Raw genomic sequence first — 22,305 nt, 5'->3', positions numbered from 1 at the left:
CGTGGCCTCAGTGCACATGGTCGTTGATGCCGCAACTCTGGAGATCGGCGCCGTTGTGGTAGACCGAGCGCGACGGCGCGAGCGATTCGAAGGCGTGCCGGTCGCGCAGGAACAGCGCGACGAGTGCCGGGTCCGGTGCCTTGGCCGCGTCCTTCGCGTCTTCCGGCTTCAATGCGAGCGTGTCGAGGCGGGCGCGACCGATCTTCTGCAACAGGCGTTCGCGCTCGCCGGCCACCTGCTGCTGCAGCGCGCGGTCCTGTTCGCGATCGAAGTAACGGCGGCCGTCGACGAAGGTGAGATCGGCACGCGCGTAGTTCGACAGCGGATGGTCGGACCACAACACGAGGTCCGCATCCATGCCCGGTGCCAGCGCGCCGATGCGCTCGGCCACGGCGAGCTGCTTCGCCGGATTGAGCGTGACGAGCTTGAGCGCCTCCTCCTCGCTCAGGCCGCCGTACTTCACCGCCTTGGCCGCCTCCATGTTGAGCCGGCGCGCCATCTCATTGCTGTCGGAGTTGAACGAACTCACCACGCCGGCACGCGTCATCAGCGCGCCGTTGTGCGGAATGCCGTCGTACACCTCCATCTTGTAGGCCCACCAGTCGGCGAACGTCGAGGCACCGGCGCCGATGCCGGCCATCGCGTCGGCCACCTTGTAGCCTTCGAGGATGTGCTGGAAGGTCACGCCGGGAATGCCGTACTCCTTCGCGAGGTGCACGAACATCAGGATCTCGTCCTGGCGGTAGGAGTGGATGTGGATCTGGCGTTCGCCGGACACGATCTGCGCCAGCGCTTCGAGGCGCAGGTCGCGGCGGCGCGGCACGCCGTCCTTGCGTGCGATGTCCGCGTCGTACGCGAGTGCGGCGTTGAAGTGGTCGCGCATGATCTGCTCCACGCCCATGCGCGTCTGCGGGTAGCGCGTGTTGAAGCTGTCGCCCCAGCCGGACTGCTTGACGTTTTCGCCGAGCGCGAACTTCACGCCGGGCTTTGCCCCGTCGAGCAGTAGGCCGTCGGCATCGGCGCCCCAGCGCAGCTTGATGACCGCGTTCTGGCCGCCCATCGGATTGGCCGAGCCGTGCAGCAGGTTGGCGGTGGTGACGCCGCCCGCGAGCTGGCGGTAGATGTCGATGTCGGTCGGGTCGATGACATCGGCCACGCGCACCTCGGTGGTGACCGCATGCGAGGGTTCGTTGACGTTGCGCGCGATGGCGGTGTGCGAGTGCGCGTCGATGATGCCGGGCGTGACGTGGCGGCCGCCGGCGTCGAGGGTCTTCGCGCCCGACGGCGCGGCGAGTCCGATGCCGACGGCGGCAATCTTGCCGTCGCGCACGAGCACGTCGGCGTTCGTGAGGACGCCGTCGTCGGTGTTGGTCCACACCGTGGCATTGGTGATGAGCAGCGTCTCGCGCGCGGGTGCCGCGTCGCGCGCGTACTCGCCGGCCGGATAACCGCGGTACGCGGGAATCGGATCGGCGGATGTGTCGTCCTTCGTCGTGTCGGCCGCGGGCGCGGTGCCGGTGCGCGTGCCGGTGAAGCGCACGCGGCGCCCGTCGGCAAGATCGCGGTAGCCTTCGATGGCATCGCCGCGCATCGTGGCCGCGATGCGCGCCCCGCCCTCGCCCGCGCCGAACAGCGCATTCGGCGGGAGGGCGACGAGTCGCTCGCCGGCGACGCTGGCCTTGAAGGTGGCGCTGCCGGCGGTGATGTCGACCTTGTCGCCCGATCCCTTCACGCGCCAGCGCGCGGGGCCCTTGCCGTCGGCCCAGGCGAGCGTCCAGTCGCCGGCGAGGACGGGCGCCGCCAGCGGCTTGTGCTCGAAGCGCTCGCCTTCGACCCAGGTTTCGTAGATCGCCGCGTTGTCGTCGCGCAGCAGCGCCGCATCGGCCACGACAAGGTTCGCAAGCTGCCCCGGCGCGATCCGGCCCAGGCGCGCCGCTTCGCCGATCAGCGCCGCCGGCGTCACCGTGAGCGCGCGCAACGCCGCGTCCTCGCTCAGCCCGGCGCGAACGGCGCGGCGCAGGTTGTTCCAGAACTGCTTGTCCGGCTCCTTGATGCCGTGCGTGGTGAAAGCGAACTCGACGCCCGCGGCCGCCACGCGCGCGGCGTTGGCCGGCGCCTGCTCCCAGTGTTGCAGGTCGGCGAGCGAGGCGTTGATCGAGACCTCCGCGTTCTCGATGTCCGGCGCGTCGGGAAAATTCAGCGGCAACACGAACGGCGATGCTGCGGCACGCACCTGCGGCAGCACGCGGTATTCGAAGCCGGTGCCGATCAGCACGGTGTCGAGGCCAAATTCGGTGTCGATCTTCGCGACGCGACCCACGTCGAGCTCGTCGTCGAGCTGGAAGAACACGCGCTGTGTGCCGGTGGCGGCCGGGTACAGCGCGTCGAGCGCGGCATTGGCCGCGGCACGATCGATCGGCGCCCGGCCGGTGTAGGTCTGGACCGAGTGCTGCCAGCGCGCGTCGAGCAGCGTCTGGCGGATCAGCGCGATGGCGCCCATCAGCGAGCCGGGGTACTCGCTGCCGTAGGCGAAGTCGAAGCCCAGATGCTGGCTACGGTCGCGCGCGAGCAGCAGATCCCGTTCCGCACTGCCATCGCGCAGGCTGAGCACGGCGCCCTGGCCTTTCACGATGCCGGCCTGCGGCGCGGACAGGACGGCGGTGTAGCCGAGCGCGCGCAGGTTTTTCGATTCGTCGGGCTTGATGTCGAGGCGGTCGGCCACCGACCACTCGGGCCGCACGCGGCGGTTCCAGTGGCGGGCGCCGGCCTGGTCGGTGGTCTGTTCGTGCGGCGGCTGGCCGGGAGACGCGAGCGGCTTGATGCCGCCGGCGCGCATGTCGTCGGGCAGGCCGAGCGTGGACACCGGGTCGACAAAACCGGCGAAGACGGTCTTGCCGGCAAGATCGCGCACCTCGGCGCCCGCAGGTGGCTTGCCGCCGCGGGCCACCGATTCGATGCGGCCGTCGCGCAGCACGATCGTGGCGTTGTCCGTGACCGTGCCCGGTTCGGTGACGGCGCGCGCGTCCACCAGCGCGACAAGGCGCGAGGGGCGATCGGCGATACCTTCGCTGGGCACGGTGCCCTGCTGCGCATGGGCAGTGCCGGCAAGCGCGGCCAGCATTGCGGCGCGCAGCAACATGCCGCGGCACGGCGGCGTCGAATGGAAATGCATCGGTTTTCCCCGTGGAACGTCGAGCCACGATAGCGGCGGCAGACCGGGGCCCTATCCCCCAGAAGTCATGGGTGCGTCGGCTCGGCGATTCGTCGCCCGTCAGCCGCCGCGCTTGCGCACGATCAGCATCGCCAACTCCAGCGACTGTTCGTAGTTCAAGCGCGGATCGACCTGCGAGCGGTACGCACGCGCCAGATCGGTTTCGGTGAGATCGCGCGCGCCGCCCATGCACTCGGTCACGTCTTCGCCGGTGAGCTCCAGATGCACGCCGCCCAGGCGCGTGCCTGCCGCGGCGTGGATATCGAACGCCTGGTCCACCTCACCGCAGACGTTGGCGAACCTGCGCGTCTTCACGCCGTTGGCCAGGCTTTCGGTGTTGCCGTGCATCGGATCGGCCACCCACAACACCCGGCGCCCGTCGCGCTTCACCGCATCGAGCAGCGGCGGCAGGCCGTCGGCGATCTTCGCGTTGCCCATGCGGTGGATCAGGGTCAGGCGTCCGGGCTCGTCGTCCGGGTTGAGCACGTCGATCAGGCGCAGCAGCTCGTCCGGCTTGACCGTCGGGCCCACCTTCACCGCCACCGGGTTGCGGATGCCGCGCATGTATTCCAGATGCGCGCCGCCGTCGGCGGCGGTGCGCATGCCGATCCACGGGAAATGCGTGGACAGGTTGAAGTGGCCCCACTGGCGCGGCACCTGGCGCGTCAGCGCCTCCTCGTAGTGCAGCAGCAGCGCTTCGTGCGAGGTGTAGAAGTCGATGCGGTTGAGGTTGTGGATCGGCGTGCCGGACAGCGTTTCCATGAAACGCACGCCGTCGCCGATCGCCGCGACCGTCTTCTGGTACTCGGCCGCCAGCGGCGAATGCCCCATCCAGTCGAGGTTCCAGTATTCGGGGTGGTGCAGGTCGGCGAAGCCGCCGTCGATCAGCGAGCGGACGAAATTCATCGTCATCGCCGAGCGCGCGTGGCCTTCGATCAGGCGCTGCGGATCGGGCTCGCGCGCCGCGGGCGTGAACGCCGGGGCGTTGACGAGGTCGCCGCGGTAGCACGGCAGCGTAACGCCGTCGCGGGTCTCGGTGTCGGCCGAACGCGGCTTGGCGTACTGCCCGGCGAACCGGCCCACGCGCACCACCGGCAGGCGCAGGCCGTAGACCAACACCACGCTCATCTGCAGCAGCACCTTCAGGCGATTGGAGATCAGGCCCGATTCGCAGTCGCTGAAGCTTTCGGCGCAGTCGCCGCCCTGCAGCACGAAACGGCGGCCCTCCTGCGCATCCGCGATCTGCCGCTTGAGCGCGAGGATTTCCCACGAGGTGACCAGCGGCGGCAAGCGCCCCAGCTGCTCCAGCGCTGCGCCGAGCGCGATCGGATCGCGGTACACCGGTTGTTGCAGCGCGGTACGACGCTGCCACGACGCAGGCGTCCAGTCCTGCGGCAGATTGACGGGTTGCGGGCGGGTTTCGCTGGCGTTCATGGCGGTGTGCCGGAGAGTGTTTCGTTGCATTGCGACATGATGCCACAGTCCTCGGCCCGCGGCCGGCTATCGACGGCGGAAGCCCGCCCAGAGCGCGCCCGCGCCAAGGATGACGTACCAGATCAGGGTCCAGGCGGGCATCGAGAGTCCGAGGAAGGTCCAGTCCACGACCGCGCATTCGCCCGAGCCGGTGAAAATCTTCTCGACCACCTTCTGCAGCGGGAACGCATCGAGCATGTAGCCGATGTCCATCCCGCTGCAGGACGGCACGTCGCCCGGCGGCAGGCTCTGCAGATACACATGCCAGCCCGCGATGCCGGCGCCGGCGGCGGCCGACAGGAACACCAGCGCCGCCGACAGCTTGCGCAGCCACGCCGGACGCTCCCCCGTGACCGCACCAAGCAGGAAGAACACGCCCATTGCCACGAAGGCGACGCGCTGCAGGATGCACAGCGGGCACGGCTGCATGAACATGCCGTGCTGCACGTACAGCGCATAGCCGAGCATCGCGGCGCAGATGCCGGCGCCGAGCGCGGCCTGCCAGCGGTAGGACCAGGTGAACGGATTCATCGATGCATCCTCGCAGGTGGAATGGCGTCGGGCGACGGCGGCTCAGGGAAAAAAGCGGAACTCGAACACGCCCCAGGCCACGTAGACCGCGGCAACGGCCCAAAGTGCCAGCGTGATGGCTTCGCCGCGATCGCTCTCCGACCCCCGCAGCGCAAGCAGCAGCGCCAGCGGCACGATGGCATAGCGCGGTTCGATCAGCCACGATGCGGCGACGAAAAGCACGCCGAACGGCAACACCAGCCAGCCCTGCGGCAGCGCGAAGCGGGTGCAGCCGAGGCCGCACGCGGCGAGCGTGGCGCCCAGGCCGACCACGCCCCACAGCACCCGGTCCACCGCCAGCCGCTGCAAAAACATGTTGTGCAGGAAATAGTCGCCGGCAAACGTGTTGTACGGATGCGCCACCTCGAATGCCGTCGCATACAGCGCAAACACCGCCACCGGCACCAGCCACAACCAGGGCCGCCGGCGCGCCGCAACCGCGAACCGCCGCAGCCCGGCCCAGGTCTGCAGCGGCAGCAGGCAGCCGGCGAGGAACAGCAGGAAGTACGGATTGCCGACGTCGAACTTCAGGTCCGGGTGCGCCTCTTCGGCCTGCGCGTTGGAGAACGAAATCGATCCGTTCCACGCCCAGTAAACGAAAAACGCGACCACCGTGCCGATGTACGGCCAGACGATCCGCAGCGTGTCCTTCGCGTGCGGCGCAAGCGTCGCAACGCGCCACGGCGCCGCCGCGTACGCCCGCTGCAGCACCGGCCACGCGGCGACCAGCGCAAAACACACCGCCCACAACACGCTCGGTTGTCGCACCGCCGTGGCCAGCAGCAGCGCCAGCGCGGCCCACCCGTGCCGACCGCGCAGGCAGGCGAGCAGCGCGGCGAGGATCAGCGCCAGCGCCAGCACGTCGGTGTAGGCGATGAAGAAAAACACGAACAGCGGCGGCAGGAACATCAGCTGCGCGGTCGAACGCAGCGCATCGGCCTGGTGCAGCGTGCGGCGGATGGCATACAACGCGCCGAGCGCGCCAAGCCCGTACAGGCTGTTGACGACCCGCGCCGCGCCGAGCGCCTCGAACCCGAACACCTTCATCAGCAAGGCGAGCCACACGTGGTACGTGGGGATGTTCGTCAGCGTGCCGACGTACACCTCGAAGTTGCCGCGGCTGAAATACAGGCTCTGGTAGTAGTGCAGCCACTCGTCCGAGTGCGGGATGGTGGTCCAGCCGACGAACCACATCGCGATCCACACCAGCGCCATGCACAGCACGCCGAGCTGGACGCGGCTGCGCCGCGATGCGAACGGTGCGGACGCCATCGCCGGATCAGATCATGAAATGAAAATCGAAGATGCCGACCGCGAACCACGTCGCGATGCCGATCCACCAGACCAGGGTGACACGCTCCATCCAGTCGCGTTCGGGCACGCGCAGCAGCAGCAGCAGCGCCATCGGCACGATCGCGTAACGCGTCTCGATGAGCCACGACGCGCCGACGAACACCAGCGACAGCGGCAGCAGCCAGCGGTATTCGGAGCGCACGAAGCGCGTGCATGCCAGACCGCACGCCGCCAGCGTGGCGATGGCGCCGAAGACGAACCACGGCCGCGTGTACTGCTTCGCCACGGTCTGCAGCAAGGTGTTGCGCAGGAAGTAGTCGCCCTCGAAGGTGTTGTACGGGTGATGCACCTTGAACAGCCACGCGTACAGCCCGAACACGAGCACCGGCGCCAGCCACAGCCACGGCCGGCGCCGCGCGGCCGCGACAAACCGCCGCACGCCGGCGACGGCCTGCAACGGCAGCAGGCAGCCTGCGATGAACAGCAGGAAATACGGATTGCCGACGTCGAACTTCACGTCCGGGTGCGCATTCACGCCTTGCGCATTGGAGTAGGAAATCGACCCGTTCCACGCCCAGTAGGCGAGGAACGCGAGCACGGCCAGCCCGTACGGCCAGGCCAGCGCGATACTGTCGCGCCACACCGTCCAGACCCGGAAACGCGCGTCGCGCCATAGCGGCCACAGCGTCAGCAACGCGAGGAAGCCGACCCAGAACACGTTGTTCTGCCGCACCGCCATCGAGCCGACCAGCGCCAGCGCGGCCCAGCCGTGCCGGCCGCGCACCTGCGCCAGCGCCGCGGCGAGCAGGAACGCCAGCGCGAGCGTGTCGGTGTAGACCAGGAACCAGTACGGGAACAGCACCGGCAGGAACAGCATCAGCGCGGTTTCTCGCTGCGCGTCGGACGGGTGCAGATCGCGCCGCGCGACGTGGAACGCCAGCAGCGCGGCAAGCCCGAAGGCGGAATTGATCGCGCGCGCCTGGCCCACCCACTCGCCGCCAAACAGCCAGAGCAGCGCGGTCATCAGCCAGTGGTAGCCGGGAATGTTGGTGAGATATTCGTCGAAGACGCGATAGTCGTGATGCACGAACCGCGCGATCTGGTGCCAATGCACCCACTCGTCGCCGAGCACCGCGCCGGTCCAGGTGCACAGCACCATCACGGCCCACGCCAGCGCGAGGCCGAGCCAGCCCAGTTCGATGCGGCTGCGGGACGTTGAGAAGGGGGCGGGCATGCGCTGGGTCGACTACCTCGTGGCCTCGGCGACGCCGGACGTCTGCGCCGTCGCGCGCCGTGACCGGTTCCGGACCGCTGAAACGCCGAGCCCCGGGCGTTGCCGTCCGGGGCTCGGGAAACTCACCTGACGGCCGCGATCACTCGGCGGCGGCGTCGGCCTGCGCGCGCGGACGATCGACGAGTTCGACATACGCCATCGGCGCATTGTCGCCGTCGCGGAAACCGCACTTGAGAATGCGCAGGTAACCGCCCGGACGCGACTGGTAACGGGGTCCAAGTTCGACAAACAGCGTGCCGACGGCTTCCTTGTCGCGCAGGCGCGCGAACGCGAGGCGGCGGTTGGCGACGCCATCGACCTTGGCCAGCGTGATCAGCGGCTCGGCGACGCGGCGCAGTTCCTTGGCCTTCGGCAGGGTCGTGCGGATCAGGCCGTGCTTGATCAGCGACGCCGCCATGTTGCGGAACATCGCTTCGCGGTGGGCGCTGGTGCGGTTGAACTTGCGGCCGGACTTCATGTGACGCATGGAGTGAATCCTCTGAAAGTTGTTCTGTGGCTTTGCTGATGCCGTCCGTGGCCAACATTGTTGGTCTTGTGGTCGGCCCGGACCTCCTGTCCGTGACCGTCGCGGGCGATGACGCGGCCCGCCTGGAACACATCGCGTGAAACGGCGCGCCGGGACCGGCGCGCCCGATGCATCAGCCCAGCATGCCGGCCTGCAGACCCGCCGGCGGCCAGTTCTCGAGCTTCATGCCGAGCGACAGGCCACGCTGCGCCAGGACTTCCTTGATCTCGGTCAGCGACTTCTTGCCGAGGTTCGGGGTCTTCAGCAGCTCGACTTCGGTGCGCTGGATCAGGTCGCCGATGTAGTAGATGTTCTCGGCCTTGAGGCAGTTGGCCGAACGCACCGTCAGTTCCAGATCGTCGATCGGGCGCAGCAGCACCGGATCCACGCCGCTGCCGCCGACCTGCTTGGCCGCGCCGCGGTCGCGCTGGGTGAAGTCGCCGAACACCGACAGCTGGTCGGTGAGGATGTCGGCCGCGGTGCGGACGGCTTCCTCGGCGTCGATCGTGCCGTTGGTTTCGATGTGCAGCACGAGCTTGTCGAGGTCGGTGCGCTGTTCGACGCGGGCGCTCTCGACTTCGTACGCCACGCGGCGCACCGGGCAGAACGACGCATCGAGCATCAGCTTGCCGATCGCACGGGTTTCCTCGTCCGGACGGCGGCGCGCCGACACCGGCTGGTAGCCGTAACCGCGCTCGACCTTCAGGCGCATGTTCAGCGCCGTGTCCTTGGTGAGGTGGCAGATCACGTGCTCGGGATTGAGGATCTCGACGTTGTGGTCGGTCTTGATGTCGCCGGCGGTGACGACGCCCGGGCCCTGCTTGACCAGCGTGAGCGTGGCCTGCTCGACGTTGTGCATGCGGATGGCGACGTCTTTCAGATTCAGCAGCAGGTCGATGACGTCTTCCTGCAGACCTTCGACGGTGGTGTACTCGTGCAGCACGCCATCGATCTCGACCTCGGTCACGGCGAAGCCGGGAATCGAGGAGAGCAGCACGCGACGCAGCGCGTTGCCGAGGGTGTGGCCGTAACCGCGCTCCAGCGGCTCGATCACGACCTTGGCACGGTGCGTTCCGATGCGTTCGATGTTGGGACCGCGCGGACGCAGTACCTGATTCGGGGAAACGGACATTCAGCGTTCTCCAGGGAGACTTGCAAACAGCGCAGCGGCGATGCGCGGATACCGCAGGGGGCGCCGCGGAGGCGCCCACCGGAGACGAGGCTTACTTCGAGTACAGCTCGACGATCAGCGCTTCGTTGATATCCGACGGCAGGTCGCTGCGTTCCGGAACGGCCTTGAACACGCCTGCGAACTTCTTCGCGTCGACTTCGACCCAGCTCGGGAACAGATCCATTTCCTGCGACAGGGTCAGCGACTCCTGCACGCGCAGCTGGCGCTGGGCTTTTTCGGTCAGCGTGATCGCGTCGCCCGGGCGCACCTGGTACGACGGCAGATTGACGACCTTGCCGTTGACCGTGATGCCGCGGTGCGACACGAGCTGGCGGGCCGACGCGCGCGTGACGGCAAAGCCCATCCGGTAGATGACGTTGTCAAGACGCGTTTCGAGCAGCTGCAGCAAGGACTCGCCGGTGTTGCCCTTCTTCGACGACGCCTTCTTGTAGTAGTTGCGGAACTGGCGCTCCAGCAGGCCGTAGATGCGCTTGACCTTCTGCTTCTCGCGCAGCTGCACGGCGTAGTCCGACAGGCGGCCCTTCTTGGCCACCGGGCCATGCTGGCCGGGCTTCTGTTCGAGCTTGCACTTGGAGTCGAGCGCGCGCGCCGGGCTCTTGAGGCTGAGGTCTGCGCCTTCGCGACGGGCGAGTTTGCAGGTGGGACCGATATAACGTGCCATGGTCGTGGGTTCCTTAGACGCGGCGCTTCTTCGGCGGACGGCAGCCGTTGTGCGGAATCGGCGTGACGTCGACGATGTTGATGATCTTGTAGCCGACGTTGTTGAGCGAACGCACGGCCGATTCGCGCCCCGGGCCCGGGCCCTTGATGCGCACTTCGAGCGTCTTCAGGCCGTAGTCGAGCGCGGCCTTGCCGGCCTTCTCGGCGGCGACCTGCGCGGCGAACGGGGTCGACTTGCGCGAACCGCGGAAGCCGGCACCTCCGGACGTGGCCCACGACAGCGCATTGCCCTGGCGATCGGTGATCGTGATGATCGTGTTGTTGAACGATGCATGCACGTGCGCGATGCCGTCGGTGACGACGCGACGGATCTTCTTCTTGGTCTTGGCAGCTGGCTTGTTCATGATTTACTTCTTGATCGCCTTGCGCGGGCCCTTGCGGGTGCGGGCATTGGTGCGGGTACGCTGGCCGCGCATCGGCAGGCCGCGGCGGTGGCGCAGGCCGCGGTAGCAGCCCAAGTCCATCAGGCGCTTGATGCTGATGCCGACTTCGCGGCGCAGGTCGCCTTCCACGATGTACTTGCCCACCTCGGCACGCAGGCGCTCGACCTGGGCTTCGGTGAGGTCACGGATCTTGGTGCTGGATTCGACCCCAGCGGAATCGCAGACCTTCTTCGACCGGGTGCGACCGATCCCGAAAATGCTCTGCAGCCCGATCCAGACATGTTTCTGGACGGGAAGGTTGACACCCGCAATGCGCGCCATTACGCGTTCTCCGACAGTGATTTTGCGCCTTTCGGGCGCAGTGAATCAGAAATGATAACAAGGCTTCGGGTTAGTTAGAAGCCCCCCGCTGCCCGGAGGCAGCAGGAGACCCGGCGTGGGGAGTGTGCCCACGCTCCGGCGTCAAGCCGATCCTGCCCGTTGTACCGGGCGCCCGCGCGACTCTTGCGCGGGACAGAATCGATTTATCCCCGCGCGAAGCCGCCGCGGGAACCGCCCTTCAAGTTGGACTTCTTCATCAGGCTTTCATACTGATGCGACATCAGATGCGCCTGGATCTGGGCGGTGAAGTCCATCACCACCACGACCACGATCAGCAGCGAGGTGCCACCGAAATAGAACGGAACCGCCCACATCGTGCGCATGATTTCCGGCAGCAGGCAGACCAGCACCAGGTACAGCGCGCCCCAGGCCGTGAGCCGGGTCAGCACGCCGTCGATGTAGTCCGCGGTCGCCTTGCCCGGACGGATGCCCGGGATCAATGCACCCGACTTCTTCAGGTTCTCCGCGGTTTCCTGCGAATTGAACACGAGCGCGGTGTAGAAGAACGCAAAACCCGCGATCAGCACCGCGAACAGCACCATGTGCAGCGGCTCGCCCGGCGCCAGCGCCGATGCCACGCCCTGCAACCAGCGCGATTCGGAGCCGGCCGCGAACCAGCTCGACGCCGTGGCCGGGAACATGATGATCGACGACGCAAAGATCGCCGGGATCACGCCCGCCATGTTGAGCTTGAGCGGCAGGTGCGAACTCTGGTTCATGTACGCCTGGCGCCCGCCCTGGCGACGCGCGTAGTTGACCGTGATGCGGCGCTGACCGCGCTCCACGAACACCACGAACGCCGTCACCAGCAGCACCAGCACGAACACCGCAATCACCGAAAACCAGCTCAGCTCGCCGCTCTGCGCAAGTCCCAGCGTGCTGATGACCGCGCTCGGCAGCCCCGCGACGATGCCGGCGAAGATGATCAGCGAAATGCCGTTGCCGACGCCGCGTTCGGTGATCTGCTCGCCGAGCCACATCAGGAACATCGTGCCGGCCGTCAGCGACACCACGGCCGTGAACAGGAAGCCCGGCCCCGGATTGAACACGATCGCCTGCCCGGCCGCGGCGCCCTGGGACTGCAGCGCGAAGGCCACGCCGTAGGACTGGAAAACGGCGAGCAGGATCGTGCCGTAACGCGTGTACTGCGTGAGCTTGCGCCGGCCGGATTCGCCTTCCTTGCGCAGCGACTGCAGGCTCGGGAAGATCTGCGCGCACAGCTGCACGATGATCGAGGCCGAGATGTAGGGCATCACGTTGAGCGCGAAGATGCTGAAGCGCTCCAGCGCACCACCGGAGAACATGTTGAACATGTCCACGATGGTGCCGGCCTGCGCGTCCATGAACGCGAGCATCGCTTCGGAATCCACGCCGGGCACGGGGATGAAGGTGCCCAGACGGAACACGATCATCGCGCCGAGCACGAACAGCAGGCGCTGCCGCAGCTCGGTGAACTTGCCCGCGCCGGCGAGGGCGGACGCGGCTTTGGATGCCTGCGACAAAGCCTTACTCCTCGATCTTGCCGCCGGCGGCTTCGATCGCGGCGCGGGCGCCGGCGGTCGTCGCGATGCCCTTGAGCACGATCTTCTTGTCGATCCCGCCCTTGAGCACGATCTTGGCGTACTTCGCCGTCGACGGGACCAGCTTCGCGGCGCGCAGCGCGGCGAAATCGATCGTGTCGCCCTCGACCAGCGCGAGCTTGTAGAGCAGCACTTCGGCCGTGTCGATCTTCAGCTTGGAGCGGAAGCCGACCTTCGGCAGGCGGCGCTGCAGCGGCATCTGGCCGCCTTCGAAACCCGGCTTGATCTTGCCCTTGCCGGTGCGCGCGTAGGAGCCCTTGTGGCCGCGGCCGCAGGTCTTGCCCAGGCCCGAACCGATGCCGCGACCGACGCGGACACGTTCCTTGCGGGCGCCGGGGGCGTGGGTGAGTGTGTTGAGCTGCATGACTGTTTCCTTCAGGCGATCGGCAGGCTTACTGCTCGACCTGCACCAGGTAATACACGGTGGCGATCAGGCCGCGGACCGACGGGTTGTCCGGCAGTTCGCGCACGTCGTTGATCTTGTTCAGGCCCAGCGCCTTCACCGACAGGCGGTGGCGTGCCTGGGTTCCGCGCAGGCCCTTGACCAGGCGCACCTTCACGGTGCCGGTCGCGGCCGCGTCGGCCTTCTTCGCGGTCTTAGCCATTGCGCAGTTCCTCCACGGACTTGCCGCGCTTCGCCGCGATCTGGCCGGGCGACGACATCGCCTGCAGGCCCTTGATCGTGGCGCGCACGAGGTTGATCGGATTGCGCGAACCGACGGCCTTGGCGAGGATGTTCTTCACGCCCACCGCTTCGAGCACGGCGCGCATCGCACCGCCGGCGATCACGCCGGTACCTTCCGACGCCGGCTGCATGAACACCTTGGCCGCGCCGTGGTTGGCCTTGATGGCGTACCACACCGTGCCGTTGTTCAGTTCGACGTTGATCATCGCGCGGCGCGCATGCTCCATCGACTTGGAAATGGCCACCGGCACTTCGCGCGCCTTGCCATACCCGAAGCCGACCTTGCCGGCGCCGTCGCCGACGACCGTCAGCGCGGTGAAGGTGAACTGGCGACCGCCCTTGACGGTCTTGCTGACGCGATTGACCGCGACAAGCTTTTCCAGCATGCCGTCGCCGTTGTCGCGATCGTTACGATCGTTGCTGCTCATGGTTCGATAATTTCCGGATCAGTGATTACGGCACGTTGGCCGCTTGGAGTTGTTGGATGTATCGCGGCCGACAAGGCCAGGGAGACGAACGCGGGCAAATGACCGCGTCCGGTGTCGCAAAACCGATCAGAACTTGAGGCCGCCTTCGCGCGCCGCATCGGCCAGGGCCTTGATGCGGCCGTGGTAGCGGTAGCCCGAACGGTCGAACGCCACCGCCTCGATGCCGGCCGCACGGGCCTTCTCGGCGATGACGCGACCGACCTTGGCCGCGGCGTCCTTGTTCTTGTTGCTCTTCAGGCCGTCCTTGACGTCCGCCTGCAGCGTCGAGGCCGACGCGATGACGGTCGAACCGTCGGACGAGAAGACCTGCGCGTACAGGTGCTGGCCGGTGCGCAGCACCGACAGGCGCGCGACGCCGAGGTTGCGGATGTGCGCGCGCGTGGACTTGGCGCGGCGCAGGCGGGCGATGTTCTTTTCAACGGACATATTCGTAACCTCAGAGACGACAAGTTGGCTTTGGAAAGTCCAGCCAAGGATGGCCGGGCTCTTGCGGAGGGAACCGCATTAAGCCTTCTTGGCTTCCTTCATGATGATTTTCTCGCCGGCGTAACGCACGCCCTTGCCCTTGTAGGGCTCCGGCGGGCGGAACGAACGGATCTTCGCGGCCACTTCGCCGACGCGCTGCTTGTCGCTGCCCTTGATCAGGATTTCGGTCTGCGTCGGCGTCTCGATCGTGATGCCCTCCGGCGCCGGGAACAGCACCGGGTGCGAAAAGCCGAGCGAGAGGTTCAGGTCCTTGCCCTGCATCGCGGCGCGGTAACCGACGCCGACGAGTTCGAGCTTGCGGGTGAAGCCGTCGGTGACGCCGGCGACCATGTTCGCGAGGATGGCGCGGATGGTGCCGGCCAGCGCGATGTCGTCGGCGTTGGCGGCGACCATCGTCGCCTGGCCGTTCTCGATCTTCACGTCCACGCCCTGCGGCTTGACGAGGTTGAGGGTGCCCTTCGGACCCTTGACCGACAACTGCTCGGCCGACACGTTGACTTCAACGCCCTTCGGGAGGTTGATGACTTTCTTGGCTACACGGGACATCGTGAAGTCTCCTTAGGCGACGAGGCAGATGACTTCGCCACCCACGCCCGCGGTGCGGGCCTGGCTGTCGGTCATGATGCCCTTGGAGGTCGAGATGATCGCGACGCCCAGACCGCCGAGGATCTTCGGCAGCGCGTCCTTGCCGCGGTAGGCGCGCAGGCTCGACTTCGAGACGCGCTCCAGGCGCTCGATCACCGGCTTGCCCTGGTAATACTTCAGCGCGATTTCGAGGATCGGCTTGGGGCCGTCGCCGGTCACGCGCACGTCGGCGAGGTAACCCTCGGCCTTCAGCACTTCCGCGATCGCGACCTTGTTCTTGGACGACGGCATCTTCACCGTCTGTTTGCCAACCGCGGCCGCATTTTTGATGCGCACCAGCATGTCGGCGATGGGATCAGTCATGCTCATGATGTTTCCTTGGATCGAAGCACCGATATCCGCGAAAGAATCGCGAAACCAGATTGTGGGTGGAGCGTGTGCGTCCGCCGGCCGGGGCCGGCGGAAGGACCGACGGCGTCGCCGCCGGCGGAGTGTGTTACCAGCTGGCCTTGCGCAGGCCCGGCACGTCGCCGCGCATGGTGGCTTCGCGCAGCTTGTTGCGGCCCAGGCCGAACTTGCGATAGACACCGCGCGGACGGCCGGTCATCTCGCAGCGGTTGCGCTGGCGCGACGGCGACGCATCGCGCGGCTGCTTCTGCAGCTTCATCTGCGCGTCCGACTTTTCCTCGTACGAGGCCTTCGGATTCGCGATGATCTTCTTGAGCTCCGCGCGCTTGCTTTCGAACTTCTTCGCGATCTTCTTCCGCTTGATATCGCGGTTGATCATCGAGGTCTTTGCCATGGTCTAAATCTCGCGAAGTCAGTTGCGGAACGGGAAGCCGAACGCTTCGAGCAGCGCCTTGGCTTCTTCGTCGGTGCGGGCGGTCGTGGTCACGGCGATATCCATTCCGCGGACGGCATCGATCTGGTCGAAGTCGATTTCCGGGAAGATGATCTGCTCCTTGAGCCCCATATTGTAGTTGCCCCGGCCGTCGAATGCACGTCCCGACTGGCCGCGGAAATCGCGCACGCGCGGCAGCGAGATGTTGATCAGGCGGTCGAAGAACTCGTACATCTGGTGGCGGCGCAGGGTGACCTTGCAGCCGATCGGCCAGCCGTCGCGGATCTTGAACGAGGCGACCGAGACGCGGGCGTGGGTCACGATGGGCTTCTGGCCCGAAATCTTGGCCATGTCGGCCACCGCGTTTTCCAGCACCTTCTTGTTGCCCACGGCTTCGCCCACACCCATGTTCAGGGTGATCTTGGACAGGCGCGGCACCTGCATCACGTTCTTGTAGCCGAAGCGTTCCATCAGTTTCGGAACGACGGTTTCTTTGTAGATAGTCTCAAGCCGGCTCATTTCAGCATTCCTCAGGCGTCGACCGCCTCATTGCTCGAGCGGAACACACGCTGTTTGCGTCCATCCTCGAGCACCTTGATGCCAACGCGGTCACCCTTCTTCGTCGCCGAATTGAAGAGCATGACGTTGGAGATGTGGATCGCAGCCTCGCGCTCGACGATGCCGCCGGGCTGGTTGGCTTGCGGGTTGGGCTTGGTGTGGCGCTTGACGAGGTTGACGTTCGAGACGACGACCTTGTCGCCGCTGATACGCACGACTTCGCCGCGCTGACCCTTGTTCTTGCCCGTGATGACGACCACCTGGTCGCCCTTGCGAATGCGGTTCATGGTTCTGTCCTTTCGCCTTACAGCACTTCCGGGGCGAGCGAGACGATCTTCATGAACTTCTCGCCGCGCAGTTCGCGCGTGACCGGTCCGAAGATGCGCGTGCCGATCGGCTCGAGCTTGTTGTTCAGAAGCACGGCGGCGTTGCCGTCGAAGCGGATCAGCGAACCGTCCGCGCGACGCACGCCCTTGCGGGTGCGCACCACGACGGCGTCGTAGACTTCGCCCTTCTTGACCTTGCCGCGCGGGATCGCGTCCTTGACGCTGACCTTGATGATGTCGCCGATGTGGGCGTACCGGCGCTTGGAGCCGCCGAGCACCTTGATGCACATCAGTTCCTTGGCGCCCGAGTTGTCGGCGGCGTCGAGGTAGGATTGAGTCTGGATCATGGCTCGTCCTCCTTATTCGGCCGAGCGGGTGAGAATTTCCACCACGCGCCAGTTCTTGGTCTTGGACATCGGCGCGATCTCGGTCACGCGCACGACGTCGCCTTCCTTGCAGGCATTGGATTCATCGTGCGCGTGCAGCTTCGTCGAGCGCTTGATGTACTTGCCGTAGAGGCCGTGCTTGACCTGGCGTTCCACCAGGACCGTCACGGTCTTTTCCATCTTGTTGCTGACCACGCGGCCTTCGACCGTGTGCTTTGCCTTGGTTTCGTTGTCGCTCATGTCCGCACCCTTACTTCTTCGTGCCGAGGACGGACTTGAGCCGCGCGATTTCGCGACGGACATTCCGAACCTGGTGGGTCTGGTTCAACTGACCCGTGCCTTTCTGCATGCGCAGATTGAACTGTTCGCGACGCAGGTCCAGCAGGTGTGCTGCCAGTTCCTCGGGCGACTTGCTACGCAACTGTTTGATGTCCATCAGCGCACCGTCCGGGTGACAAAGGTGGTCTGGACCGAGAGCTTCGCGGCGGCGAGGCGGAACGCTTCGCGCGCGGAGTCTTCCGGAATGCCTTCGATCTCGTAGAGCATGCGGCCGGGCTGGATCGGAGCGACCCAGAACTCGACGTTGCCCTTGCCGTTACCCATACGCACTTCGATCGGCTTCTTGGTGATCGGCTTGTCCGGGAACACGCGGATCCAGAGCTTGCCGCCGCGCTTGACGTAGCGGCTGATCGTGCGGCGCGCGGCCTCGATCTGGCGCGAGGTCAGCTGGCCGCGCGTGGTCGCCTTCAGGCCGTACTCGCCGAAGGACACCGCAGCGCCGTTCCAGCTGTAGCCTTCGTTGCGGCCCTTGTGCACCTTGCGGTACTTGGTTCGTTTCGGTTGCAGCATGACTGATTACCTCTGTTCGCGGGCCGGGCGCGACGGACGGTCGCGATCGCCACGGTCACCACGGTCGCCACGATCGCCGCGCGAGGGCTGCGAATCGTCCGCCTTCTCCTGGGCCTGCTGGGTGTAGTCGAAGACTTCGCCCTTGTAGATCCAGACCTTCACGCCGATGATCCCGTACGTGGTGCTCGCTTCGGCAAAGCCGTAGTCGATGTCCGCGCGCAGCGTGTGCAGCGGGACGCGACCTTCGCGGTACCACTCCGAACGGGCGATTTCCGCACCGTTGAGACGGCCCGAGACGTTGACCTTGATGCCGAGGCCGCCGAGGCGCATCGCGTTGCCGACGGCGCGCTTCATCGCGCGGCGGAACATGATGCGGCGCTCGAGCTGCTGCGCGATCGATTCGGCGACGAGTTGGGCGTCGAGCTCGGGCTTGCGCACCTCGGTCACGTTGATGTGCGCCGGAACGCCCATCATGGTCGAGACTTCCTTGCGCAGCTTCTCGATGTCCTCGCCCTTCTTGCCGATCACCACGCCCGGACGGGCGGTGTGGATCGTCACACGGGCGGTCTTGGCCGGACGCTCGATCTGGATGCGGCTGATGCCGGCCTGCGCCAGCTTCTTGCGCAGCATCTCGCGCACCTTGAGGTCGGCCGCGAGGTAGCCCGCGAACTCACGCTTGTTGGCGTACCACTTCGAATTCCAGTCCTTGGCGATGCCAAGACGGATTCCGGTCGGATGTACTTTGTGACCCATGGGTGTTCCTTCCGTCCGTTATTTGGCGTCGCCCACAACCACGGTGATGTGGCTGGTGCGCTTGAGGATGCGGGCGCCGCGGCCCTTGGCCCGGGCGTGGAAGCGCTTCATCGTCGAGCCTTCGTCGACGAAGATGCGCGTGATCTTCAGATCGTCGACGTCGGCGCCGTCGTTGTTCTCCGCGTTGGAGACCGCGGACAACAGCAGCTTGCGCACGACGTGGGCGGCCTTCTTCGGGCTGAACTGCAGCAGGTCGCTGGCGCGGCCGACCGGGAGTCCGCGGACCTGATCCGCGACCAGGCGGACCTTCTGGGCCGAGATGCGCGCGCCGCGCAGGATGGCTCTGGTTTCCATCGTCATGTTCCTTACTTGCCCGACTTCTTGTCGCCGCCGTGCGATTTGAAGGTGCGCGTCACGGCGAACTCGCCGAGCTTGTGCCCGACCATGTTCTCGTTGACGAGCACCGGCACGTGCTGCTTGCCGTTGTGGATGGCGATGGTGAAACCGACCATGTCGGGGATCACCATCGAGCGCCGCGACCAGGTCTTGATCGGCTTCTTGCTGTTGCTCGCGCTCGCGGCGTCCACCTTCTTGAGCAGGTGGAGATCGACGAACGGGCCCTTCTTGAGTGAACGTGCCATGACCTTGTCCTGTTACTTGCCGCGGCGAACGATGAACTGTTCGGTGCGCTTGTTGTTGCGGGTCTTGTAGCCCTTGGTCGGCAGGCCCCACGGGGAGACCGGGTGACGACCGCCCGAGGTGCGGCCTTCACCACCGCCGTGCGGATGGTCGACCGGGTTCATGACCACGCCGCGGACGGTCGGGCGAATGCCCAACCAGCGCTTGGCGCCGGCCTTGCCGATCTTGCGCAGGCTGTGCTCGCTGTTGCCGACTTCGCCCAGGGTGGCGCGGCAATCCGCCGGCACCTTGCGCATTTCGCCGGAGCGAAGGCGCAGCGTGGCGTAGCCCTGCTCGCGCGCGATCAGCTGCGCCGAGGCGCCGGCCGAACGCGCGATCTGGGCGCCCTTGCCCGGCTTCATCTCGATGCAGTGCACCGTCGAGCCGATCGGGATGTTGCGCAGCGGCAGCGTGTTGCCGGTCTTGATCGGCGCGTCGCGGCCGGCCATCAGCGGGTCGCCCACCGACACGCCCTTGGGCGCGATGATGTAGCGGCGCTCGCCGTCGGCGTACAGCACGAGCGCGATGTGCGCGGTGCGGTTCGGATCGTATTCGATGCGCTCGATGCGCGCGGCGATGCCTTCCTTGTCGCGCTTGAAGTCGATCAGGCGGTAGTGCTGCTTGTGGCCACCGCCGCGGTGACGCGTGGTGATGCGGCCCGCGTTGTTGCGGCCACCGGTCTTGCCTTGCGGCTCGAGCAGCGGGGCATGTGGCGCGCCCTTGTGCAGGTTCGGGGTCACGACGCTCACCTTGGAGCGGCGGCCCGGCGAAGTCGGCTTGTGAGTGATCAGTGCCATGGCGTACTACTTACCTTCAGGCCTTAGCCATCACGTCGATGCTCTGGCCTTCGGCCAGGCGAACGTAGGCTTTGCGCCAGTCGCCGCGGCGACCAGCACGGTTTTTGAAGGACTTCATCTTGCCCTTCACGTTGACCAGGTTCACGCCCTCGACCGTGACGGAGAAGAGCGATTCGATCGCGCTCTTCACGTCGGCCTTGGTCGCGCCCTGGGCCACTTCGAACACGTACTGGTTCGACAGCTCCTGCGCGCGCGCGGTCTTTTCGGACACGTGCGGCGAACGCAGGGTGCTCAGAATCTTTTCGGTGCTCATGCCAACCACTCCTCGATCTTCTTCACCGCGTCGACGGTCATGATCACGCTGCGCGCGCCGACCAGCGACACCGGGTCGATGCCCTGCGCGTCGCGCACCTGCACGTACGGCAGGTTGCGGGCGGCGAGGAACAGCGCTTCGGACGCGTCTTCGGTGACGATCAGCGGACGCTCGACGCCCATGTCCTTGAACTTGGCCGCAAGCGACTTGGTCTTCGCGTCCGTCCATTCGAACGAGCTGACGAAGGTGATGCGGCCCTGGCGGTTGAGCTCGGACAGGATCGACTGGATCGCGCCGCGGTACATCTTGCGGTTGACCTTCTGCGAGAAATCGCGCGGCTTGGCGGCAAACGCGCGGCCACCGCCGACGAAGATCGGAGCGCGGTAATCGCCGTGACGCGCGCCGCCGCCCTTCTGCTTCTTGAACTTCTTGGTGGTGCCGGACATGTCCGAGCGCGTGAGCTGCGCCTTGGTACCGGCGCGACCGGCGTTGCGGTAGGCAACGACGACCTGGTGCACAAGGTCCTCGCGGAACTCGCGACCGAAGACCGCGTCGGACACCGACAGCGCTTCGTTGCTACCGACGACTGAAAGTTCCATCATCGTTCTCCCTTAACCTTTCGAGGCCGGACGCACGATCACGTCGCCGCCCGGAGCGCCGGGAACGGCGCCGCGGATCGCGATGAGACCGCGCTCGACGTCGACCTTCACGACCGTGAGATTCTGCGTCGACTGCTGGCGATCGCCCATGTGGCCGGACATCTTCTTGCCCGGGAAGACGCGACCCGGCGTCTGGCGCTGACCGAGCGAACCCGGCGCGCGGTGCGACAGCGAGTTGCCGTGCGTCGCGTCGCCCATGGTGAAGTTCCAGCGCTTGATCGTGCCCTGGAAACCCTTGCCCTTGGTCACGCCCTGGACGTCGACCTTCTGGCCGACCTCGAAGATGTCGGCGCGGATCTCGCCGCCGACCTCGTAACCCGAGACCTTGTCCGCGTCGACGCGGAACTCCCACAGACCGCGGCCGGCTTCGACCTTGGCCTTGGCGTAGTGACCCGCGAGCGGCTTGTTCACCAGCGCGGAGCGCTTGTTGCCGGCGGTGACCTGCACCGCGGTGTAGCCGTCGGTGTCGTCCGACTTGATCTGCACGATGCGATTGGGCGACGCCTCGATCAGCGTCACCGGGATGGATTCGCCGGCTTCGGTGAAGATCCGGCTCATGCCGCACTTGCGGCCTACAATTCCGATGGTCATGGTCGGTGCCTCAGTACAGCTTGATCTGGACGTCGACGCCGGCCGCGAGTTCGAGCTTCATGAGCGCGTCCACGGTCTTGTCGTTCGGATCGACGATGTCGAGCACGCGCTTGTGCGTGCGGGTCTCGTACTGGTCGCGCGCGTCCTTGTCGACGTGCGGCGACACGAGAATGGTGTAGCGTTCGATCTTGGTCGGCAGCGGGATCGGGCCGCGCACCTGCGCGCCGGTCCGCTTGGCCGTTTCGACGATCTCGCTCGCGGAGCGATCGATCAGGCGATGGTCGAACGCCTTGAGTCGAATCCGAATCTTCTGGTCCGCCATTGCGGTATTCCTTCAAAGAGCTGGATAAGTGGCGCGTCGTTTCCGGCGCGTCGTACGAACATGTCTGGAACACTGCCGGGGCGCGAACCCCGGCAGCAGTCGAGCGATGCTTACTTCAGAACCTTCGCCACCACGCCGGCGCCGACGGTGCGGCCGCCTTCGCGGATCGCGAAACGCAGGCCTTCGTCCATCGCGATCGGCGCGATCAGCGTCACCACCATCTTCACGTTGTCGCCCGGCATCACCATCTCCACGCCTTCCGGCAGCTGGCAGGCGCCCGTCACGTCGGTCGTGCGGAAGTAGAACTGCGGACGGTAACCCTTGAAGAACGGGGTGTGGCGGCCGCCCTCTTCCTTCGACAGCACGTACACTTCGGCTTCGAATTC

General features: G+C 66.3%; 33 protein-coding genes. All 33 read right to left on the bottom strand.

The window, feature by feature from the left end:
* Positions 1-7 precede the first annotated feature (7 nt).
* Complete coding sequence (locus HNQ52_RS16470; RefSeq protein ID WP_183962371.1) at positions 8-3,172, bottom strand: amidohydrolase family protein; 3,165 nt, start codon at positions 3,170-3,172, stop codon at positions 8-10.
* Positions 3,173-3,271: 99 nt separating this feature from the next.
* Positions 3,272-4,645, bottom strand: a complete 1,374-nt coding sequence (locus tag HNQ52_RS16465; protein WP_183962369.1) for a class II 3-deoxy-7-phosphoheptulonate synthase — start codon at positions 4,643-4,645, stop codon at positions 3,272-3,274.
* Positions 4,646-4,711: 66 nt separating this feature from the next.
* Complete coding sequence (locus tag HNQ52_RS16460; RefSeq protein WP_183962368.1) at positions 4,712-5,215, bottom strand: disulfide bond formation protein B; 504 nt, start codon at positions 5,213-5,215, stop codon at positions 4,712-4,714.
* A gap of 42 nt (positions 5,216-5,257) precedes the next feature.
* Positions 5,258-6,526 carry a Dol-P-Glc:Glc(2)Man(9)GlcNAc(2)-PP-Dol alpha-1,2-glucosyltransferase gene (locus HNQ52_RS16455; protein WP_183962366.1) on the bottom strand — a complete coding sequence of 423 codons (1,269 nt, stop codon included), beginning with the start codon at positions 6,524-6,526 and terminating at the stop codon, positions 5,258-5,260.
* Between the two features lie 7 nt (positions 6,527-6,533).
* Positions 6,534-7,781, bottom strand: a complete 1,248-nt coding sequence (locus tag HNQ52_RS16450; RefSeq protein WP_183962364.1) for a Dol-P-Glc:Glc(2)Man(9)GlcNAc(2)-PP-Dol alpha-1,2-glucosyltransferase — start codon at positions 7,779-7,781, stop codon at positions 6,534-6,536.
* A gap of 139 nt (positions 7,782-7,920) precedes the next feature.
* A complete protein-coding gene (gene rplQ, locus HNQ52_RS16445) occupies positions 7,921-8,307 on the bottom strand; it encodes a 50S ribosomal protein L17 (RefSeq protein WP_183962362.1) in 387 nt (128 codons plus the stop codon).
* Positions 8,308-8,479: 172 nt separating this feature from the next.
* Positions 8,480-9,478 carry a DNA-directed RNA polymerase subunit alpha gene (locus HNQ52_RS16440; RefSeq protein WP_183962360.1) on the bottom strand — a complete coding sequence of 333 codons (999 nt, stop codon included), beginning with the start codon at positions 9,476-9,478 and terminating at the stop codon, positions 8,480-8,482.
* 91 nt (positions 9,479-9,569) lie between these two features.
* Positions 9,570-10,199, bottom strand: a complete 630-nt coding sequence (rpsD, locus tag HNQ52_RS16435) for a 30S ribosomal protein S4 (protein WP_183962358.1) — start codon at positions 10,197-10,199, stop codon at positions 9,570-9,572.
* A gap of 13 nt (positions 10,200-10,212) precedes the next feature.
* Positions 10,213-10,602 (bottom strand): 30S ribosomal protein S11, encoded by a 390-nt coding sequence (rpsK, locus tag HNQ52_RS16430; protein ID WP_183962356.1) that lies wholly within the window; start codon positions 10,600-10,602, stop codon positions 10,213-10,215.
* A gap of 3 nt (positions 10,603-10,605) precedes the next feature.
* Positions 10,606-10,962 carry a 30S ribosomal protein S13 gene (rpsM, locus tag HNQ52_RS16425; protein WP_183962354.1) on the bottom strand — a complete coding sequence of 119 codons (357 nt, stop codon included), beginning with the start codon at positions 10,960-10,962 and terminating at the stop codon, positions 10,606-10,608.
* A 203-nt stretch (positions 10,963-11,165) separates the two neighbouring features.
* Positions 11,166-12,434 (bottom strand): preprotein translocase subunit SecY, encoded by a 1,269-nt coding sequence (gene secY, locus HNQ52_RS16420; protein WP_221282133.1) that lies wholly within the window; start codon positions 12,432-12,434, stop codon positions 11,166-11,168.
* A gap of 94 nt (positions 12,435-12,528) precedes the next feature.
* Positions 12,529-12,966 (bottom strand): 50S ribosomal protein L15, encoded by a 438-nt coding sequence (gene rplO, locus HNQ52_RS16415; RefSeq protein ID WP_183962350.1) that lies wholly within the window; start codon positions 12,964-12,966, stop codon positions 12,529-12,531.
* A 28-nt stretch (positions 12,967-12,994) separates the two neighbouring features.
* Positions 12,995-13,207 (bottom strand): 50S ribosomal protein L30, encoded by a 213-nt coding sequence (gene rpmD, locus HNQ52_RS16410; protein ID WP_183962348.1) that lies wholly within the window; start codon positions 13,205-13,207, stop codon positions 12,995-12,997.
* Positions 13,200-13,715 (bottom strand): 30S ribosomal protein S5, encoded by a 516-nt coding sequence (gene rpsE / locus HNQ52_RS16405; protein ID WP_183962346.1) that lies wholly within the window; start codon positions 13,713-13,715, stop codon positions 13,200-13,202. The genes rpmD and rpsE overlap by 8 nt, the downstream gene beginning before the upstream one ends.
* 126 nt (positions 13,716-13,841) lie before the next feature.
* The gene (rplR, locus tag HNQ52_RS16400) at positions 13,842-14,201 is read right to left on the bottom strand and encodes a 50S ribosomal protein L18 (RefSeq protein ID WP_183962344.1); all 360 of its coding nucleotides are present in this window, start codon (positions 14,199-14,201) and stop codon (positions 13,842-13,844) included.
* A 78-nt stretch (positions 14,202-14,279) separates the two neighbouring features.
* A complete protein-coding gene (gene rplF / locus HNQ52_RS16395; protein ID WP_183962342.1) occupies positions 14,280-14,807 on the bottom strand; it encodes a 50S ribosomal protein L6 in 528 nt (175 codons plus the stop codon).
* A gap of 12 nt (positions 14,808-14,819) precedes the next feature.
* Positions 14,820-15,215, bottom strand: coding sequence for a 30S ribosomal protein S8 (gene rpsH / locus HNQ52_RS16390; RefSeq protein WP_183962340.1), 396 nt, complete (start codon positions 15,213-15,215; stop codon positions 14,820-14,822).
* 127 nt (positions 15,216-15,342) lie between these two features.
* The gene (gene rpsN, locus HNQ52_RS16385) at positions 15,343-15,648 is read right to left on the bottom strand and encodes a 30S ribosomal protein S14 (protein WP_183962338.1); all 306 of its coding nucleotides are present in this window, start codon (positions 15,646-15,648) and stop codon (positions 15,343-15,345) included.
* Between the two features lie 18 nt (positions 15,649-15,666).
* Positions 15,667-16,206 carry a 50S ribosomal protein L5 gene (gene rplE / locus HNQ52_RS16380; RefSeq protein WP_183962336.1) on the bottom strand — a complete coding sequence of 180 codons (540 nt, stop codon included), beginning with the start codon at positions 16,204-16,206 and terminating at the stop codon, positions 15,667-15,669.
* A gap of 11 nt (positions 16,207-16,217) precedes the next feature.
* Positions 16,218-16,532 (bottom strand): 50S ribosomal protein L24, encoded by a 315-nt coding sequence (gene rplX, locus HNQ52_RS16375; RefSeq protein WP_183962334.1) that lies wholly within the window; start codon positions 16,530-16,532, stop codon positions 16,218-16,220.
* A 17-nt stretch (positions 16,533-16,549) separates the two neighbouring features.
* Entirely contained in the window at positions 16,550-16,918 is a 369-nt protein-coding gene (gene rplN, locus HNQ52_RS16370) for a 50S ribosomal protein L14 (RefSeq protein ID WP_183962332.1), read from the bottom strand.
* A 12-nt stretch (positions 16,919-16,930) separates the two neighbouring features.
* A complete protein-coding gene (gene rpsQ, locus HNQ52_RS16365) occupies positions 16,931-17,197 on the bottom strand; it encodes a 30S ribosomal protein S17 (RefSeq protein ID WP_183962330.1) in 267 nt (88 codons plus the stop codon).
* Between the two features lie 10 nt (positions 17,198-17,207).
* Positions 17,208-17,393 carry a 50S ribosomal protein L29 gene (gene rpmC / locus HNQ52_RS16360; RefSeq protein WP_183962328.1) on the bottom strand — a complete coding sequence of 62 codons (186 nt, stop codon included), beginning with the start codon at positions 17,391-17,393 and terminating at the stop codon, positions 17,208-17,210.
* Positions 17,393-17,806, bottom strand: coding sequence for a 50S ribosomal protein L16 (gene rplP, locus HNQ52_RS16355; protein WP_183962326.1), 414 nt, complete (start codon positions 17,804-17,806; stop codon positions 17,393-17,395). The genes rpmC and rplP overlap by 1 nt, the downstream gene beginning before the upstream one ends.
* A 6-nt stretch (positions 17,807-17,812) precedes the next feature.
* The gene (rpsC, locus tag HNQ52_RS16350) at positions 17,813-18,559 is read right to left on the bottom strand and encodes a 30S ribosomal protein S3 (RefSeq protein ID WP_183962324.1); all 747 of its coding nucleotides are present in this window, start codon (positions 18,557-18,559) and stop codon (positions 17,813-17,815) included.
* Positions 18,560-18,577: 18 nt separating this feature from the next.
* Positions 18,578-18,913: a 50S ribosomal protein L22 gene (gene rplV, locus HNQ52_RS16345; RefSeq protein ID WP_183962322.1), complete on the bottom strand. Its 336-nt coding sequence runs from the start codon at positions 18,911-18,913 to the stop codon at positions 18,578-18,580.
* 11 nt (positions 18,914-18,924) lie between these two features.
* Positions 18,925-19,200, bottom strand: a complete 276-nt coding sequence (rpsS, locus tag HNQ52_RS16340; protein WP_183962320.1) for a 30S ribosomal protein S19 — start codon at positions 19,198-19,200, stop codon at positions 18,925-18,927.
* 12 nt (positions 19,201-19,212) lie between these two features.
* The gene (gene rplB / locus HNQ52_RS16335) at positions 19,213-20,034 is read right to left on the bottom strand and encodes a 50S ribosomal protein L2 (RefSeq protein WP_183962318.1); all 822 of its coding nucleotides are present in this window, start codon (positions 20,032-20,034) and stop codon (positions 19,213-19,215) included.
* A gap of 16 nt (positions 20,035-20,050) precedes the next feature.
* Entirely contained in the window at positions 20,051-20,347 is a 297-nt protein-coding gene (gene rplW, locus HNQ52_RS16330; RefSeq protein WP_183962316.1) for a 50S ribosomal protein L23, read from the bottom strand.
* Entirely contained in the window at positions 20,344-20,946 is a 603-nt protein-coding gene (gene rplD / locus HNQ52_RS16325; RefSeq protein WP_183962314.1) for a 50S ribosomal protein L4, read from the bottom strand. The genes rplW and rplD overlap by 4 nt, the downstream gene beginning before the upstream one ends.
* A 12-nt stretch (positions 20,947-20,958) precedes the next feature.
* A complete protein-coding gene (rplC, locus tag HNQ52_RS16320; RefSeq protein WP_183962311.1) occupies positions 20,959-21,597 on the bottom strand; it encodes a 50S ribosomal protein L3 in 639 nt (212 codons plus the stop codon).
* A gap of 10 nt (positions 21,598-21,607) precedes the next feature.
* Positions 21,608-21,919, bottom strand: a complete 312-nt coding sequence (gene rpsJ / locus HNQ52_RS16315; protein WP_183962309.1) for a 30S ribosomal protein S10 — start codon at positions 21,917-21,919, stop codon at positions 21,608-21,610.
* 110 nt (positions 21,920-22,029) lie between these two features.
* Positions 22,030-22,305: EF-Tu C-terminal domain-related protein (locus HNQ52_RS16310; protein ID WP_484484180.1), on the bottom strand; the 276-nt coding region annotated here is incomplete at its 5' end.

Source organism: Chiayiivirga flava (genome assembly GCF_014202825.1).
GTDB classification, from domain to species: Bacteria; Pseudomonadota; Gammaproteobacteria; order Xanthomonadales; family Xanthomonadaceae; genus Chiayiivirga; species Chiayiivirga flava.
This window is presented reverse-complemented; position numbering and strand designations above follow the sequence as displayed.